Here is a 16,532-nt window from a genome sequence, read left to right as displayed (position 1 = left end):
CAACTGGCTAACTTGCTTCGGCTCTCGGAAAATATATCAGTGCACGGAGCCCGCCTTCAGCCCGGTTTGAAAGTGTGAGCTGCCCTCCATGGGTGCGAATGATGGACAGGGCGATCGCGAGCCCCAACCCCATCCCGCCTGTTTCCCGGCTGCGTGAACTTTCCAGCCTGTAAAGCGGCTCGAAAACATGCGTGAGTTCCTCTTCGGGAATACCGGGGCCTGCGTCATCGATCATGATTTCAATCGTCTGCGGCGTCTCATGGATTGCAAGCTCGGCGCGGCCGCCATATTTCACGGCATTGTCGATCAGATTGGTCAATGCGCGTTTCAGCGTTGCCGGGTCACAGGCGTAGATGATCGGCTGAGCAGCATCCATACACACCACCGGCAGGCCGGCATCGGAAAGATCGTCCGTCATGCTCTCGATCAGGGCCGCGAGGTCCGTCGGACGGCGGACAGGCTGTTGCGTCGCGCCGCTTGCGAATTCCAGTGTCGTTGCGACCATTTTATTGAGGTCGGCTATGGTCGAGAGCATTTTCTCCCGCTCGGCCGCATCTTCGACATTCTCGACCCTAAGCCGCAACAGCGTCAGCGGCGTGCGGAAATCGTGAGAGATGGCGGCCAGCATTTTCGTGCGATCGTCGATCATGCCGCGCAAGCGCGCCTGCATGGCGTTGAAGGCGCGTGCTGCCTGCCGGGTCTCGACCGTTCCGACCTCCAGCATCGGCGGCGCGTTCAGGTCTTCCCCCAGTCGCAAGGCTGCCTTTGAAAGCGCTGTCAGCGGTGACGATACCCGCCGAACGACCCAGATCGTCACCAGCACGGTTATCGCCGCCATCATCCCCATCGACACGAGGAAGCGCAGGGAAAAGGCGCCGCCGCTTTCGGGCAGAACCGTTTTAAAGGTCAGCCACTGTCCTTGCTCAACCGGAATGGCGACCTGCAATTCACGAAATCCCGCGAACGGACCCAAGCTGCCAAACCCGGACATCATCGGGGTCTCGCCCATACCATGCTGCGCTATCATTCGTTCTGCCATGCCTGCCATCATGCCGCGCGGCCGTGAGGCCGAGACCCGCGGTTCAGAAGAACCGTGCAGCGAGAGGCGCTCGATAAGGACCTGTTTCAGTGCCTCCGCAGCAGATGTGTCGCTATCGGTCAATATCGCCGGGGGCGGCTCTGGCGAAAGCGCGACGTTAAACGTCTCGTCGCTGGAATCCTGCGTGATACGATCCCGCCACTCCGCAGGTGCATCGCGCACGAGCCGTGTCAGGTTCGTGATCCGTTGCGCTATCGCGAAACCGCCGACCGCACGCACGATCTGTCCCCGATCGGCGCTGTATATCCATGTGCCGATGAGATGGGACGCCAACAGACCGGCCAGAAGAATGAGCAAAGTCTGGCCGAACAGGCTCTGTGGAAGCAAGCGCTTCATTCGGATGTTACCTCTGGCACAAACATATAGCCGCCGCCCCAGACGGTCTTGATAATTTTCGGTGTGGCGGGATCGACCTCGAGTTTTTTACGCAGCCGGCTCACCTGCGTGTCGATGCTGCGATCGAACGAGCCGGCGGCCCTTCCCCGGGCCAGATCCAGAAGTTGATCGCGGCTCAGCACCCGTCCGGGCCTTTCTATCAAGACAAGCAGAAGATCGAACTCGCCGGTGCTGAGCGGCACCGCGATCCCGTCTTCCCGCTGGAGTTCCCTTGTGCCGGTGTCGAGACGCCAACGGTCGAAACAATATTGCCTGGCGCGCCGGGTCTGCTCTGACGCCGCATCATTCTCGCTCCGGCGCAGCACGGCCCTTATCCGGGCGATCAATTCACGGCTGCCGAAAGGCTTCGAGACATAATCGTCGGCACCGAGCTCAAGGCCGACGACACGGTCGATCTCGTCTCCCTTGGCCGTCAGCATGATGATCGGGATCGTCGATTGCGCGCGCAACCCGCGACAGAGGGAGAGGCCGTCCTCCCCCGGCAGCATCAGGTCGAGAATGATGAGGTCAATGTGAGCATCCGCCATGACCTTTCGCATCGCCCGCCCGTCGGCGGCGACGCTGGTGCGAAAACCCTCCTTGACGAGCGCGCGCGAGACCAGTTCGCGGATTTCGCGGTGATCGTCGACGATGAGTATATGAGGACTGCTTTGCATGACTTTCAACTTATCCCAATCGTGAAGAGACTGCCGGGAAAAGATGAAACAAGTTTTGCCTGAAAGCCTCTCTGTAACAACTTGTCACAAAAGCGCAGCGCCCTGAAAAACTTGGGTGACGTTTGCCGCGCCAGATGGTGGCCATTGAACGGCTAAAACCACCTGGAGAAAACCATGACCCACAGAACGAAACTCGCCACGATTTCCATCCTCTCGCTGCTCACCGGCGTGACAACAATGGCCCTGTATCACAATTTCCGCCCGGTTCCGCCCTTCCCACCGGCGGGCTTTAACGGAATGTCACTCATGACCGACATGAGGAACGAAATGGGCTGGATGATGCTGTTCGGGCCGCTCGCCATGCTCCTCACCTTCGGCGGCTTTGTTGCCCTGACCGTTTTGCTGATCACCTCGCTTACCCAGTCTCCGGCAAAGCCCGACTGACAGTCGCCGGCTGTCCTTTCATAGCCTTGGTCCTCCTGCCACCTGCGGACCCGACCTCATTGACGGTCCGATTGTGGGAAAAATCGCGAGATTGAACAATGACCCATCCTATCTCACGCCGTAGCTTTCTTGCGGCTTCCGCCGCCACGACCGCTGCACTGTTCTTGCCCGCCCGCGCCGGGGCCGCCCCCAGCGTAGCCACGCTCACTGCCACGACACGCACGATCGAGGTGGCAGGACGCGCCGCCACCGTCATGGGACTTATCAATGCGAAAGGGGAACTCGGACTTACCCTTGACCCCGGGCAACGCTTCCGCGTGGATCTGACCAACGGGCTCGACAAAGAGACGATCATCCATTGGCACGGCCAGATTCCACCCAACGCCCAGGACGGCGTGCCCAATACCAGCCCGATGCTGCGCCCGGGCGAAACGCGTTCTTATGATTATGCCGCGAGAGCAGGCACCTTCTGGATGCACAGCCACATTCCGGCACAGGAGGTCGGCCTTCTGGCTGCGCCGTTGATCGTGCGTTCTGAAGCCGATCTTGCCGCTGACCGGCAGGAGGTTGTGCTGTTTCTGCACGACTTCTCCTTCAAGACGCCTGAGGCCGTGCTCAGCGAAGTGGCAGGCGGAACGGGCATGGATCACGCCGCGATGGGCCATGGCGGCGCACCGGACACAAAAGCGATGCCGGAAATGCCGGGTATGATGGACATGGCGTCCATGAAGACGGATCTGAACGATTTCGAATTTGACGCCTATCTGGCGAATGATCGCACGCTCGGCGACCCGGAGGTGGTGCGCGTCGAACGCGGTGGACGGGTTCTCCTGCGGGCGGTAAACGCCTCGGCCATGACCGCATTCTGGATCGACCGCGGAACCGTGCGCGGACGGCTCGTCGCCACCGATGGCGAAGCCTGCGTGCCGCACGAGGCAACCCGTTTCGGCTTTGCGCCAGCCCAGCGGCTCGACATCGAGATCGACATGCCGGCGGACGGATCGGCGCTGCCCGTGCTTTGCCTTCGCGAAGGCGCGCGGCAGCGGACGGGTATCATCCTTGCGCCCGCACGCGCATCCATTGCCCGGATGGCCGACAGGGCGGACACGCAACATCCCGCCTTTTCCCGCAATCTCGACCAGGAGACGGTATTGCGCGCCATGACGCCGTTGATGCAGAGCGAGATCGTTCGACGCCACGATGTCGTGCTGGATGGCTCGATGATGCCCTATCGGTGGACAATCAATGGCCGGGGCTGGGGCGATCGCACCCCCATCCCGGCCCGAACCGGCGAGCGGGTGGAAATAACGTTCCACAACATGTCGATGATGGCCCATCCCATGCACCTGCACGGCCATGTCTTTCAGGTGGTCGGTGTCGGCATGCGGCGGATCGCAGGCGCGTTGCGCGATACTGTCCAAGTTCCGCCGATGAACAGGGTAACCATCGCATTCGATGCCGGCGAAGCCGCACCGTGGATGCTCCATTGCCACCACATGGGACACCTGGAAACCGGCATGATGACGGAACTCCAAGTTCAGGCTTAGCGTGCAGGGGAAAGGGGCGTCTGCTAACCCGGCCGCACGTTATGATTGACATACAGCATCACGGCAAAGGTGAGCGTCCCATCCCCCGTGCGAGTTCGAGGAAGCCTTCGATATAAGACGTCGTCTCCTCGCCACGGCGTACACCGAGATGAATGCTCTTGCGAATTCCCGCTTCGCCAAGGCTGAGCGCCCTGATTGGCAATCCCGCAGCATCTTCCTGCAAAAGCCAATCCGGCAGGACAGTGACTCCCCTGCCCGCGCAAACGAGTTGCAGCATGAGATCGATGGTCTCGGCGGTACGGTGCCGGCGGGGCCGGCAATGGGCAGGAACCAGAAACTGGGTATAAATATCCAGTCGTTCCAGGGTTACCGGCACAGTGATCAGCTCCTGATCGATCAGATCCTGAGGTAACACAAAACGCCGCGCTGCAAGCGGATGTGTTTCGTGTACCATCAGTACCAATTCATAATCGAAAACGGGCGTGAAGAGCAGGTCCGGCACATCGACCGGATCCGGGGTGATGAGTAGATCGACTTCGAAGCCCAGGAGTGCTTCAATGCCATCAAAGCGAAAGGCGGTCCGAACGTCGAAATCGACGTCAGGCCAGTGAGTGAGATAGGGAGTGGCAATGCGCGACAACCATCGCTGGCAGGGATGGCATTCCATGCCGACGCGCAACGCGCCCCTTCGTCCCAACGCGAAGTCGGTTAGAACCCGTTCCGCATGCTCCATCTGCGGCAAAATTCGCTCTGCGACGCTTAGCAGATATTCGCCCGTTTGAGTCAATCGCAGTCCGCGACCGGTTTTCGTCCACACTTTGATGCCGTGGCGCTCCTCTAACTTGGCAATCATATGGCTGAGCGCCGACTGCGTGGCATTCAGCTTCTCGGCGGCGGCGGTGACGCTACCGCGGCGGCTGACTTCCCGCAGGATCGCTAGATGGTGTCTATCGAGCATTATGAAAAAACCTCATCGAATAATGAAATCATACCATTTCCACTCATAATGGATTGCAGCTAACCTTTTCGTCAACAGGTGGATCGATGCCAGCCTGAATGGACGAAAGGACATAGCAGTGACAAAACCGGCGACTGCAGCCCAGCATGCGACACGCAATGGATTTTCTCCGTCGATCTTCGACGAGGTCATTGATCGCCAGAACAGCAACTCGATGAAATGGGCCTATGCGGGCAAGCTGCTGACGCCGGACGAAGCTGCGGCCGATCCCCTGCCAATGTGGGTCGCCGATACCGATTTCAAAGCACCTCAAGCCGTCATTGACGCACTCCATGAAGCCGTCGAACACGGGGTATTCGGTTATCCCGGCGGCGCTACGTCATCCTATGTGGACGCCGTGGTCAGGTGGCAGCAGCGGCGTTTCGGCTGGGATGTGCCGAAGGAATGGGTTCTCCAGACCTCCGGCATCATCACGACGCTGAAGACGGCCGTGCAGGCTTTCTCGGCCCCGGGCGACACCGTTCTGATCCAACCGCCAGTCTACGCGCATTTCCATAACGACGTTCTGCTGAACGGCCGTCATCTAGCCTTTGCGCCGCTCGAATTTACCAGCGACGGCTACCGGTTCAATGAAAAGAGCTTCGAGGCGGCCATACGCGGCAACACGAAAATTTTCATCCTGAGTCACCCCCATAATCCCACCGGAAATGTCTGGTCGGAAGACGAATTGCGCGCAATGGGCGAAATCTGCGCCCGCCATGGCGTGCTGGTCATTTCCGACGAAATCCATGAGGACCTCATCCTCAATCCGGACAGGAAACACATTCCTTTCGCCTCGCTCGGCGAAAAATTCGCGCAGAATAGCATCACCTGCACCGCCCCAAGCAAGACGTTCAATCTGCCCGGCCTGCAAAGCGCCAATGTCTTTGTCCCGAACAGAAGGCTGCGGGAAGAATTGCGCCGTCAGTATGAGCGCAACGTCTTCGAGCTGGTGAACGTCATGGGAATGGTCGCCGCAGAAGCGGCTTACGCCCATGGCGAACCGTGGCTTGAGGAGATGCTGGTTTATCTGCGCGCAAATCACGCACATTTCGCCAAATCGATCAACGCAGCGGACCCGCGCCTGAAAGTCCTTCCGACCGACTCCCTCTATCTGGCGTGGATGGATTGCCGCGGTCTTGGGCTGGATGCCGAAGCGCTCAATAAATTCATGCTGACCAAGGCGCGGGTCTGGCTCGATAAGGGCCAGAAATTCGGGATTGAAGGCCATGGCTTCATGCGCGTCAATCTCGGCTGCCCACGCTCCACGGTCGATGAAGCGATCGAGCGCATAACCGCCGCCGTCGCCGGACTGTGAGGGCGAAGCCAATATCATAGCCTATCGAACACCGCTCGCCGAACGCGGGATCAAACAGGACCGAATGAAATAGGGAAACGCAACCGAACCGGGCCGCGGAGAAATCGGTAAAAGCCACCCGCCGCCGGATCGCAACTGGGAGAATAGCAATGAAAATGACGACTGCTCTTGCCACGCTTGCGGCGGCGACGCTGACGGCCGGTATCGTTTCAGCCGGCACCATGGCCGATGTTCAGGCGCGCGGCAAACTGAATTGCGGCGTGACCACCGGCCAGCCCGGTTTCTCCGCGCCAGATGCCTCCGGCACCTGGCAGGGCCTGGACATCTCCTATTGTCGCGCCGTTGCGGCGGCCGTCCTCAAAGACCCCAAGGCGGTAAATTTCGTTCCCACGACGGCGCAGACCCGTTTTTCGGCTCTCGCTTCGGGTGAAATCGACATTCTGTCCCGCACGACGACCTGGACCTTTTCACGCGATGTCGATCTGAAATTCACATTTGCGGGCGTGTCGTTTTATGACGGTCAAACATTCATGGTTCCCCGGTCTCTGGGGATAAGCTCCGCAAAGGATCTCAACGGCGCAACCGTCTGCATCACCAGCGGAACGACGACAGAACTCAATCTCGCCGAATACTTTAAAAAGAACAACCTCACCTATGAGCCGGTCCCCGTCGAAAACGGCGCTGAAAACCAGCAGAAATATCTGGCCGGTGCATGTGACGTCATGACGAGTGACGGTTCCGATCTGGCCTCGATCCGCTCCAGTTTCGCGAACCCTGATGATCACGTCATCCTCGCCGATATCATGTCAAAGGAACCGCTCGGACCGCTGGTCCGCCAGGGCGATGACCAATGGGCCGACATTGCGCGCTGGACGCTGAACGCTCTGGTCTCCGCCGAGGAACTCGGCATCACCGCCGAGAATGTGACACAACTCGCCGCAAACTCCGACAATCCGGAAATCAAACGTCTTCTGGGCAAGGATGGCGATCTCGGCCGGCAGCTTGGCCTCGACGCGGTCTGGGCCGAACGCGCGATCGCGGCGGGCGGAAACTACGGTGAACTCTTCGCCAAAAACCTCGGTGAGCACACACCGATCAAATTGTCCCGTGGGCAAAACGCATTGTGGGAGCAGGGCGGCCTGATGTACGCGCTGCCGTTTCGTTGATGTCTTCGCGGCGCGGGTTCACCGCGCCGCATCGCATTTTACGAACAGAACCTCGCGCAGCCGGCGCGAGCCACGATAACCTTCACGCTACATGGTGAGAACTCATGACTACGAGAAACGCCGCTCGGAACGGGCCGTTTCGCCTGGGCATGCTCCTTCGCGACACCCGTTATCGCAATGGAACGATCCAGGTCATAACCTTCGCCCTTCTGGCAATCGGTCTTTTCTGGCTTGTCGACAACACGGTGCGGAACCTCGCCGCGCTGGGTAAGGATTTCTCCTTTGAATTCCTGTGGCGCACCGCCGGCTATGACATATCACAACGGCCGATCGACTACTCGAGCGCGAGTAGTCATGCCCGCGCCGCATTGGTCGGACTACTCAATACCTTGATCGTTGCCGTTATGGCATGCATCACCGCAACTGTTCTGGGCATATTCGCAGGCGTCCTGCGGCTTTCCAACAACTGGATCGTTGGGCGCTTGATGACGCTCTACGTGGAGAGCTTCCGCAATGTGCCGGCACTTCTGTGGATTATCGTCATCGCCGCCGTCATGTCCGAGGCAATGCCTGCACCCACCGATTTCCGCGGCGAGAACGCTCGCGCCTCTATGCTTTTATGGAACAGCGTCGCGGTAACAAACCGGGGAATCTACGTCCCTTCGCCCAGCTTTTCGAGCAGTCTCGGAGAACTCGACCTCCCCTTTGGGTCCATCAGTCTCGATCTGCCGGCAATGATTGCCGTGCTTGCCGGCTCGTTCGCCATGCACCGCCTCCTCCTAGACAATGCACGGCGGCGGCAAAGCCGCACCGGCAAGCGTCCCCATATCTGGTGGAAAAGCATCGCCGTTTTCGCAATACCTGTTCTGGCATTGCTGTACGCGCTCGGCTTCCACCTGCAATGTCCTGAGTTGAAGGGACTAAATTTCACCGGTGGCTTGCAGCTTCGAAATTCCCTGATCGCGCTTTGGATCGGGCTCAGCATCTATACCGGGGCGTTTATCGCCGAGATCGTCCGCTCGGGTATTCTTGCAGTTTCGCGGGGACAAACGGAAGCGGCCCATGCGCTCGGCCTGCGGCCGGGACAAACGATGCGTCTGGTGATCCTTCCGCAGGCCCTGCGCATCATCGTTCCGCCGCTCATCTCACAATATCTGAATATCACCAAGAACACATCGCTTGGCCTTGCCGTGGGTTATATGGATCTGCGCTCAACGCTTGGCGGCATCACCATCAACCAGACGGGCCGTGAACTCGAGGGAATGCTGATGATGATGCTGATCTACGTCTCGATCAGCCTAACCATTTCCAGCGTCATGAATGTCTACAATAATCGTATCATGCTGAAGGAGCGCTGAGATGAACGTCCATAGTGTCTCCTGGGTCCGAGAAAACATGTTGCCCCCCTATGAGCGACCGGCAGGCCAAACCGGTATCTTCCAATGGATGAAGAAGAACCTGTTTAACAGCTGGACGAGCACACTTCTGAGCATCGCTTCGGTGGCCGCGGTCCTATGGCTCGTATCGGCTATCGCCCCATGGCTTGGCAATTCCATCTGGAAAGCCAATTCCCTTGCCGAGTGTCGGCAGATTCTCGATGGAGCGTCCGGCGCCTGCTGGGGCGTCATTCGGGATCGATGGACGCAGCTTCTTTTCGGTTTTTATCCGCCGCAATCCTATTGGCGGCCGGTCGCGGCCTTCGTGCTCCTCCTGCCTGCATTGGCGCCGGCCCTTTTTGCAGCCCTGCCCCGAAAGATGCTCTGGTTCAGCGCCGTTTATCCGGGATTGGTCTGCTGGCTGATCTGGGGTGGCTCGTTCTGGTCTCCCGTCACGCTTTATCTTGCCTTCGCCGCTGGCGCGGTCGCCTTCGCCCTGCTGACGCGGAAAAACGCGGCGGCGGCAACCGCAATGGCAATCTTCACGACCGTCCTCTGGTGGGTCTATCTCGCCGGTCCACTCGCGACATTCCTCGAAAAAGCGGCCCCGGTCTCGCTTGAAAGCGTGGCATCGAGGCAAATCGGCGGGTTTCTGCTGTCGATGATCATCGGGGTCACCGGTATCGCAATGTCGCTGCCGCTCGGCATCCTGCTCGCACTCGGCAGGCGTTCCGGCATGCCCCTCATTCGGACTTTGAGCGTTGTTTTCATCGAATTCATCCGCGGCGTTCCGCTGATCACGCTGCTGTTCACGGCCTCGCTCCTTCTCAATTATTTCCTGCCGCCGGGTACGAATTTCGACCTCATCCTGCGTGTCGTGATCATGGTGACCCTCTTTGCCAGCGCCTATATGGCCGAGGTCGTTCGCGGCGGACTGGCGGCACTGCCGCGCGGTCAATACGAGGCTGCCGAGGCGCTGGGGTTGGATTATTGGAAAGCACAACGCCTGGTCATTCTCCCGCAAGCGCTGAAAATCTCGATACCCGGCATCGTCAACTCGTTCATCGGGCTCTTCAAGGACACGACGCTCGTCATGTTCATCGGCCTTCTCGACCCAATCGCTCTCGCCGCCGCCATTCGCGCCAACACCAATTGGCAAGGCATATATTGGGAACTCTACATCTTCATCGGTGCCGTGTTCTTTGTCTTCTGTTTCGGCATGTCGCGCTACTCGATGTATCTCGAGCGCCGGCTGAAAACGGATCATCGTTAGGAGAATATGGATGACCAATACAAACACGCAACGCGCGCTTTTGCAGGACGACCGGATCGGATTTGCAGGTATCGCTGTCGAAATCACGTCCATGAACAAGTGGTATGGCGACTTCCATGTCTTGCGCGATATCGATCTGACGGTGCGGCGGGGAGAACGGATCGTCATCTGCGGACCGTCCGGCTCTGGAAAATCGACCATGATCCGCTGCATCAACAGGCTCGAGGAGCACCAATCCGGCAAAATCGCCGTTGATGGCATCGAACTCTCCAGCGACCTGAAGAAAATCGAAGAAGTCCGTCGTGAAGTCGGCATGGTATTCCAGCACTTCAATCTCTTTCCGCACCTGACCATCCTTCAAAACTGCATTCTTGCCCCTATCTGGGTCCGCAAGTTGCCGGAAAAAGAAGCCCGGGAGCTTGCCATGCACTTTCTGGAGAAGGTCAGGATACCGGATCAGGCGCACAAATATCCGGGCCAATTGTCAGGCGGCCAGCAGCAGCGCGTGGCGATCGCGCGATCATTGTGCATGAAGCCGAAAATCATGCTCTTCGATGAGCCCACCTCCGCACTTGATCCGGAGATGATAAAGGAGGTACTCGATACAATGATCGCGCTTGCCGAAGACGGTATGACCATGCTTTGCGTGACCCACGAGATGGGATTCGCGCAGGCTGTGGCCGACCGGGTGATCTTCATGGACCAGGGTCAGATCGTCGAGCAAAACGAACCCAAGGCCTTCTTCAGCGCCCCGCAATCGGAACGCTCGCGGGCATTCCTCGGTCAGATATTGGGGCATTGAGTTTTTGACGGACTAAAAATGATTACACTGCTATTCAAACCGATCCGCCACGCCGCGGTACTGCTCGGTATCGTGCTCTTTCTACCGTTTGCCGCAGGCGCGACCGATCTTCTGCAACCGCTCGGCCGCGCGGACCTCCCGGTGGGCTCCGCGACCGCTCCGGTCACGGTGATCGAATACTCATCTCCCACCTGTTCTCACTGTGCGACATACCGAAACGAGACAGCGCCGAAGATCGAGGGGGAATTTGTTGAAAGCGGGCAGATTAGAATTCTGTTCCGGCCTTTGGTTCGCAATAACGTGGACCTTGTCATTTTCATGCTAGCGGAGGCGCAGCCGCAACCGATGCTCGTTCTGGACAGGTACTACGCCCGTCAGGACGAGATCGCGAACTCCAGTAATCTGGAACAGACGTTACGCGAAATCGCAGCCTCTGTGGGAATCGATCGCGACGCTTTTAATGCGGCAGTGGCGGACCAATCTGTATTAAACAACCTCAAGACGCTTACCGATCAGGCGCAGAACGACTTCAAGGTGGAGGGCACGCCGACATTCTTCATCAACGGTAAGAAAATTTCCGGCGCCCCAAGCCTTGAAGCAATGCGGCGCGAGATCGCCGCGGCTCTGGAAAGAAAATAGCTTCTGTTGCCAACCGGCGCGCAAGCCTGACAGCACAATTCGCACGACGAAGAAGCCGCGCCGGTTGAGTTCCTCGTACATCGTATCACTGGCCAGGCGCTGCGGGACCATGTGAGGTATCCGGAGACGGCGGGAATAGATGGCTTTAAACGCAATAAAATCCTCCGCGTTCTTCGCTCCAAGTTTAACTTCGAACATCCCTTGCTGGCGGCAAACGTCGCTGCCCGCTCTCCTGCCCCTTCAAATCTCGATGATTTGTGCATTCGTGAACCGCACGCCTTGCTCCGTCAGTCTTCTCACCTCGACGGACGCTAAAGGAATTTGGAGGGGCGGCGCAATCGATGACTATACCCGGTGGGGATGGAGCGTTCGCCAGCGAAGGAATCCGTGGATGCTATCGCGACAAACCGGAAACCATAGGTATCAATTCCGCCGACATGGATATGGCGACGGAACTCCTGTTCACGAGCTTCAGCGATCACCAAAACCCCGGCTTTTTTCCAGGAAACCCGCCTCCTCCAGAGGCATGCTGCCTACCAACGCGCCGACAAGACGGCGGAACTCGACTCGTCCGACCCTTGCACCCGTCTCATCAACGATATGCCAAGGAACGCTACGGCTCCTCCCAGACCATCCTGCGCAAGAACCTAGAGGATCGGGTGCTGTCTTATCTGCCCGCCGCATTCTTCGGCATGTGTTCGACGATGTCGCCGGACAGGCGCGCCGCAACCTCGCAGCGACCGTCAAGAATGAACCCGACGAGCGCCAGCGCATTTCCGGGGAGTCGAAGGCTGTCGAACAGGAGCAGCGCCAGATCATCCAGCAGATCAGCGACCGTGCCGCCGAGCTCGACAACCTTGAGGAGCGCCTGGCCAGGCTCCAAGCGCGCCTGAAGCAAACGTCGGCGTCAGCGCCGCAAGGTAAGTCGGCTTTGCAAGGGCATCACCAACGCTGACACACACAACAGCAATAACAAGCACGGGTATACTGGTGGCGAGACCAACCGTGACGAAGCCTACGGAGATCAACATTCCGTCGGAAAACCTCTGTGCATTGCTGGATATGCTATCATTTAAGAAAGCGGCCACTTTAAAGCGAACCACGCGACGAGTGAGATTCTCGATAAGCTGGAGCAACGGGGCGTGAAGATGAACTGACGGCAGGACGAACTGTCAAACCTCTTTCCATGACCATGCGGGAATCAAAAGGAAGTTCGCTCCAACTCCGAGATTCGATCTTAATCCTTCAAACTGGACCAGTTGGCCAAGAGTATTTCGCTTGCCCTCTGGGTTGATGTCGAGCACGACAAAGTATTGGGTGCCCAAGCACGCTCTTTCATTTCATTATCCCTTGCCGTCCTACTGAAGTTGCCCCTCACATACCCAGTTCTCGGTACGCCTGAAGAAATTCGCCGGCAGCAGCCCTTGAGCGTGAAGATGCCATTGATATCGTGCCCGAACTATAGCGGCAGCACGCGTATCGAGGAGTACGCGGCCGCTTCGGGGAGGATTTCATGAAGTTTTTTCTGGCGCTTTCGCGCGCCATTGATACCGCCAATTCTGCTATTGGCAAAGGTATTTCGTGGCTGCTGCTCGCCGCCATTCTCATCAGCGCCATCAATGCCGCCATGCGCAAGGCGTTCTCGATGAGTTCCAACGCCTGGCTTGAATCCCAGTGGTATTTGTTCTCCGCTGTGTTTCTGATCGCCGCCGCCTACACGCTCCTCAACAACGAGCATGTGAAGGTCGACCTGATTTACGGAAGCCTGCCGCGCAAGGGGCAATTGTGGGTCGATATCCTCGGGACCATTTTTTTTCTTATGCCCTTCTGCCTCATCACGGTTTATCTCTCCTGGCCGGTGTTCCTGCAGAAATTTGCCTCCGGTGAAGTTTCCAACAACACGGGCGGGCTCATTCAATGGCCGGTCTGGGCGCTGATACCAATCGGCTTCAGCTTACTCGCCCTTCAGGGCGTGTCGGAACTCATCAAACGCGTCGCAATCCTGCGCGGCGATATCCCCGATCCGGTTGCAGCGGCTGATGCCGCGGCAGCAATGCTCTGATCGAAGGAAGAAACAATAATGGCATTCCTTGCGGAAAATCTCGCGCCGATCATGTTCGCCGCGCTCATCATCGTGCTGCTGTTCGGCTATCCGGTAGCCTTCGCGCTGGCTTTTGTCGGCTTTGTCTTCGGCTTCATCGGGATAGAACTCGGCCTGCTGCCAGCCACGCTGTTCCAGGCCATTCCCGATCGCATATTCGGCCAGATGTCGAACGAAACGCTGCTGGCGATACCGTTCTTCACCTTCATGGGGCTCATTCTTGAAAAGAGCGGCATGGCGGAGGATTTGCTGGACACGATCGGCCAGCTGTTTGGACCGGTCCGCGGCGGCATTGCGTTTGCCGTGATCTTCGTCGGGGCAATTCTGGCCGCCACCACCGGCGTCGTCGCCGCCTCGGTCATCTCGATGGGCCTCATCTCGCTTCCCATCATGTTGCGCTATGGTTATGACCGCAAGGTCGCCGCCGGCACGATCGCGGCTTCCGGCACGCTGGCGCAGATCATCCCGCCCAGCCTCGTCCTTATCGTGCTGGCTGACCAGCTCGGCCGTTCGGTGGGCGACATGTACAAGGGCGCGCTCGTTCCGGGTCTCATGCTCGTGGCGGCCTATACGCTCTATATCATCGTGACCTCAATCATCAGCCCTACAAAGGTCCCGGCCCTGCCGCTGGAGGCGCGGACCCTGCGCGGCACCAAGCTGCTGCTCAAGGTCATCACCTCGCTGGTGCCTCCGCTCGTCCTGATATTCCTCGTGCTCGGCACAATCTTTCTCGGGATCGCCACCCCCACGGAAGGTGGCGCCATGGGTGCTGTCGGCGCGCTCGCCCTTGCGCTTGCCAACCGTAAGCTCAATTTCGGCCTGCTCCAGCAGTCGCTTTACGCCACGGCAAAGCTGTCGTCCTTCGTTCTGCTCATCCTGCTCGGCGCGCGCGTCTTTTCCCTGACCTTTTATGGCGTGAACGGTCACGTCTGGGTCGAGCATCTGATGACATCGATCCCCGGTGGCGAGATCGGCTTCCTGATCGTCGCCAACCTGCTGGTGTTTTTCCTGGCCTTCTTCCTCGACTATTTCGAGCTGGCCTTCATCATCATCCCGCTGCTGGCGCCGGTCGCCGATGCGCTTGGCATCGATCTGATATGGTTTGGCGTGATGCTGGCGGTCAACATGCAGACGTCGTTCATGCACCCGCCCTTCGGTTTTTCGCTGTTCTTCCTGCGGTCCGTCGCACCGACGCGTGCCTATAAGGATCGGATCACGGGACAGACGATCCAGCCGGTCACCTCGACCCAGATTTATCTCGGCGCCATTCCCTATCTTTTCATCCAGCTCGCCATGGTCATCATCATCATCGCCTTCCCCGGAATAGTGATGCACTACAAGTCGGGTGCCAAGGTCGCCGATCCCTCGGCCGTCCATATCAATGTACCGATGCCCGGCGCAGGTGGCGACGCCGATCCGTTCGCTAATCCTTTCGCCCCTGGCGGCAACGCACCAAGCTTCGGCAAGCCAAGCAACCCCTGACATTCGGACGGGCATACAAGCGCCCGCCACACCCCATCGACGCACCAAGCGTCGGTCACTTCAATAGGAGGAGGTAATCTTATGACGAACAATCTGGACCGCAGACACTTCTTGTCCGGCGGCGTGCTTGCCGGGGCGGCTGCGGCCGCTTCGACGCTCGCCACGCCAGCCATAGCGCAATCTTTACCGAACGTTCGCTGGCGCCTGACGTCAGGCTTTCCGAACAATCTGGACACGATCTACGGCGGCGCCGTGGTCATGGCGAATGCGCTGAAGGCAATCACCGGCGGCAAGTTTGAAATCCAGGTCTTCCAGGCCGGTGAAATCGTTCCCGGCGCCCAGGCCATCGACGCCGTAAAAGCCAATACCGTCGAGATTTCCCATACCTGCGGCTACTATTTCACGGGGAAAGATCCGACATTCGCCATCGGCTCGACCATCCCCTTCGGCCTGAACGCCCGCCAGCAGAACGCATGGCTCTACCATGGCGGCGGCAACGAGGCTTACAACGAATTCCTTTCCGACTACGGCGTCATCGGCATTCCCGGTGGAGCGACGGGCGCCCAGATGGGCGGCTGGTATCGCAAGGAAATCAAGAGCGTCGAGGATATCAAGGGCCTCAAGATGCGTATTGCCGGCGTCGCAGGGCAGGTGCTTGCCAAGCTTGGTGCCGTGCCACAGCAGCTCCCGGGCGGCGACATCTATCCGGCGCTGGAACGGGGCACCATCGATGCCGCAGAGTGGGTCGGCCCCTACGACGACGAAAAGCTCGGCTTCTACCAGATCGCGCCATACTACTATTACCCCGCGTTCTGGGAGGGCGGACTGACGATCCACTTCTTCGTCAACAAGGACCAATATGCAGCCCTGCCTGATGAATACAAGGCAGCACTCGACGCCGCCTGCAAGGCCGCCAACATCAACATGCAGGCGCTTTACGACGTCAAGAACAAGGATGCGATCCGCTCGCTGGTTTCCAAGGGCACGCAGCTTCGCCCGCTGCCCCGCGATGTGCTCGACGCCGCCTACAAGGCGACCTTCGAGCTTTATGACGAGTACACACAGAAGCATCCCGCATGGGCCAAAATCTATCCGGGCTGGAAGAAATTCCGCGACGAGAGCTTCGAATGGTTCCGCGTCGCCGAATATACCTATGACAGCTACGGCTATGCCATGCAGACGGCCGGCAAATAAGCCGACATAGACTTTACCGAGGCCCCTGGATGGCGACATTCC

15 protein-coding genes are annotated in these 16,532 nt (G+C 58.7%); 11 read left to right on the top strand and 4 right to left on the bottom strand.

Going from position 1 to position 16,532, the window contains the following annotated elements; translation table 11 throughout:
• Positions 1-7: 7 nt before the first annotated feature.
• Together DXT96_RS16835 and DXT96_RS16830 are read right to left on the bottom strand one after the other, a co-directional pair.
• Positions 8-1,435: an ATP-binding protein gene (locus DXT96_RS16835; RefSeq protein WP_207135070.1), complete on the bottom strand. Its 1,428-nt coding sequence runs from the start codon at positions 1,433-1,435 to the stop codon at positions 8-10.
• A complete protein-coding gene (locus tag DXT96_RS16830; protein WP_153515638.1) occupies positions 1,432-2,151 on the bottom strand; it encodes a response regulator in 720 nt (239 codons plus the stop codon). The genes DXT96_RS16835 and DXT96_RS16830 overlap by 4 nt, the downstream gene beginning before the upstream one ends.
• Positions 2,152-2,325: 174 nt before the next feature.
• Here DXT96_RS16830 and DXT96_RS16825 point away from each other — a divergent pair, with 174 nt between their 5' ends.
• A complete protein-coding gene (locus tag DXT96_RS16825; RefSeq protein WP_153515637.1) occupies positions 2,326-2,595 on the top strand; it encodes a hypothetical protein in 270 nt (89 codons plus the stop codon).
• Between the two features lie 98 nt (positions 2,596-2,693).
• On the top strand, positions 2,694-4,142 hold the full coding sequence (locus DXT96_RS16820) for a multicopper oxidase family protein (protein ID WP_153515636.1): 1,449 nt from the start codon (positions 2,694-2,696) through the stop codon (positions 4,140-4,142).
• A 58-nt stretch (positions 4,143-4,200) separates the two neighbouring features.
• On the opposite strand, the gene DXT96_RS16815 is transcribed toward DXT96_RS16820, so the two are convergent.
• Positions 4,201-5,100 (bottom strand): LysR family transcriptional regulator, encoded by a 900-nt coding sequence (locus tag DXT96_RS16815; RefSeq protein ID WP_153515635.1) that lies wholly within the window; start codon positions 5,098-5,100, stop codon positions 4,201-4,203.
• A 118-nt stretch (positions 5,101-5,218) separates the two neighbouring features.
• Here DXT96_RS16815 and DXT96_RS16810 point away from each other — a divergent pair, with 118 nt between their 5' ends.
• The 6 genes from DXT96_RS16810 to DXT96_RS16785 all read left to right on the top strand — a co-directional run bounded on the left by DXT96_RS16810 (position 5,219) and on the right by DXT96_RS16785 (position 11,713).
• Positions 5,219-6,457: a MalY/PatB family protein gene (locus DXT96_RS16810; RefSeq protein WP_369809572.1), complete on the top strand. Its 1,239-nt coding sequence runs from the start codon at positions 5,219-5,221 to the stop codon at positions 6,455-6,457.
• 149 nt (positions 6,458-6,606) lie between these two features.
• Entirely contained in the window at positions 6,607-7,623 is a 1,017-nt protein-coding gene (locus DXT96_RS16805; RefSeq protein ID WP_153515634.1) for an amino acid ABC transporter substrate-binding protein, read from the top strand.
• A gap of 104 nt (positions 7,624-7,727) precedes the next feature.
• A complete protein-coding gene (locus tag DXT96_RS16800) occupies positions 7,728-8,981 on the top strand; it encodes an amino acid ABC transporter permease (protein ID WP_153515633.1) in 1,254 nt (417 codons plus the stop codon).
• A 1-nt stretch (position 8,982) separates the two neighbouring features.
• On the top strand, positions 8,983-10,272 hold the full coding sequence (locus DXT96_RS16795; protein ID WP_153515632.1) for an amino acid ABC transporter permease: 1,290 nt from the start codon (positions 8,983-8,985) through the stop codon (positions 10,270-10,272).
• Between the two features lie 10 nt (positions 10,273-10,282).
• Positions 10,283-11,074 carry an amino acid ABC transporter ATP-binding protein gene (locus tag DXT96_RS16790; protein ID WP_153515631.1) on the top strand — a complete coding sequence of 264 codons (792 nt, stop codon included), beginning with the start codon at positions 10,283-10,285 and terminating at the stop codon, positions 11,072-11,074.
• An 18-nt stretch (positions 11,075-11,092) separates the two neighbouring features.
• On the top strand, positions 11,093-11,713 hold the full coding sequence (locus tag DXT96_RS16785; RefSeq protein ID WP_153515630.1) for a thioredoxin domain-containing protein: 621 nt from the start codon (positions 11,093-11,095) through the stop codon (positions 11,711-11,713).
• 667 nt (positions 11,714-12,380) lie between these two features.
• On the opposite strand, the gene DXT96_RS16780 is transcribed toward DXT96_RS16785, so the two are convergent.
• Positions 12,381-12,596, bottom strand: coding sequence for a hypothetical protein (locus DXT96_RS16780; protein WP_153515629.1), 216 nt, complete (start codon positions 12,594-12,596; stop codon positions 12,381-12,383).
• A 630-nt stretch (positions 12,597-13,226) separates the two neighbouring features.
• Here DXT96_RS16780 and DXT96_RS16775 point away from each other — a divergent pair.
• The 3 genes from DXT96_RS16775 (at position 13,227) to DXT96_RS16765 (ending at position 16,490) form a co-directional block, all read left to right on the top strand.
• Complete coding sequence (locus tag DXT96_RS16775; RefSeq protein ID WP_153515628.1) at positions 13,227-13,775, top strand: TRAP transporter small permease subunit; 549 nt, start codon at positions 13,227-13,229, stop codon at positions 13,773-13,775.
• Positions 13,776-13,790: 15 nt separating this feature from the next.
• On the top strand, positions 13,791-15,296 hold the full coding sequence (locus DXT96_RS16770) for a TRAP transporter large permease subunit (protein WP_371418914.1): 1,506 nt from the start codon (positions 13,791-13,793) through the stop codon (positions 15,294-15,296).
• A gap of 81 nt (positions 15,297-15,377) precedes the next feature.
• The gene (locus DXT96_RS16765; protein ID WP_153515627.1) at positions 15,378-16,490 is read left to right on the top strand and encodes a TRAP transporter substrate-binding protein; all 1,113 of its coding nucleotides are present in this window, start codon (positions 15,378-15,380) and stop codon (positions 16,488-16,490) included.
• Positions 16,491-16,532: the final 42 nt, after the last annotated feature.

The organism is Agrobacterium sp. ICMP 6402, assembly GCF_009498615.1.
GTDB lineage: Bacteria > Pseudomonadota > Alphaproteobacteria > Rhizobiales > Rhizobiaceae > Agrobacterium > Agrobacterium burrii.
The sequence above is the reverse complement of the archived record's forward strand: the minus strand, read 5'-3'. Positions and strand labels throughout refer to the sequence as shown.

Bases quoted from the DNA above. Each gene is read 5' to 3' on its own strand.
- DXT96_RS16835 (WP_207135070.1), bottom strand. From the start codon at position 1,435: ATGAAGCGCTTGCTTCCACAGAGCCTGTTCGGCCAGACTTTGCTCATT.
- DXT96_RS16830 (WP_153515638.1), bottom strand. From the start codon at position 2,151: ATGCAAAGCAGTCCTCATATACTCATCGTCGACGATCACCGCGAAATC.
- DXT96_RS16825 (WP_153515637.1), top strand. From the start codon at position 2,326: ATGACCCACAGAACGAAACTCGCCACGATTTCCATCCTCTCGCTGCTC.
- DXT96_RS16820 (WP_153515636.1), top strand. From the start codon at position 2,694: ATGACCCATCCTATCTCACGCCGTAGCTTTCTTGCGGCTTCCGCCGCC.
- DXT96_RS16815 (WP_153515635.1), bottom strand. From the start codon at position 5,100: ATGCTCGATAGACACCATCTAGCGATCCTGCGGGAAGTCAGCCGCCGC.
- DXT96_RS16805 (WP_153515634.1), top strand. From the start codon at position 6,607: ATGAAAATGACGACTGCTCTTGCCACGCTTGCGGCGGCGACGCTGACG.
- DXT96_RS16800 (WP_153515633.1), top strand. From the start codon at position 7,728: ATGACTACGAGAAACGCCGCTCGGAACGGGCCGTTTCGCCTGGGCATG.
- DXT96_RS16795 (WP_153515632.1), top strand. From the start codon at position 8,983: ATGAACGTCCATAGTGTCTCCTGGGTCCGAGAAAACATGTTGCCCCCC.
- DXT96_RS16790 (WP_153515631.1), top strand. From the start codon at position 10,283: ATGACCAATACAAACACGCAACGCGCGCTTTTGCAGGACGACCGGATC.
- DXT96_RS16785 (WP_153515630.1), top strand. From the start codon at position 11,093: ATGATTACACTGCTATTCAAACCGATCCGCCACGCCGCGGTACTGCTC.
- DXT96_RS16775 (WP_153515628.1), top strand. From the start codon at position 13,227: ATGAAGTTTTTTCTGGCGCTTTCGCGCGCCATTGATACCGCCAATTCT.
- DXT96_RS16765 (WP_153515627.1), top strand. From the start codon at position 15,378: ATGACGAACAATCTGGACCGCAGACACTTCTTGTCCGGCGGCGTGCTT.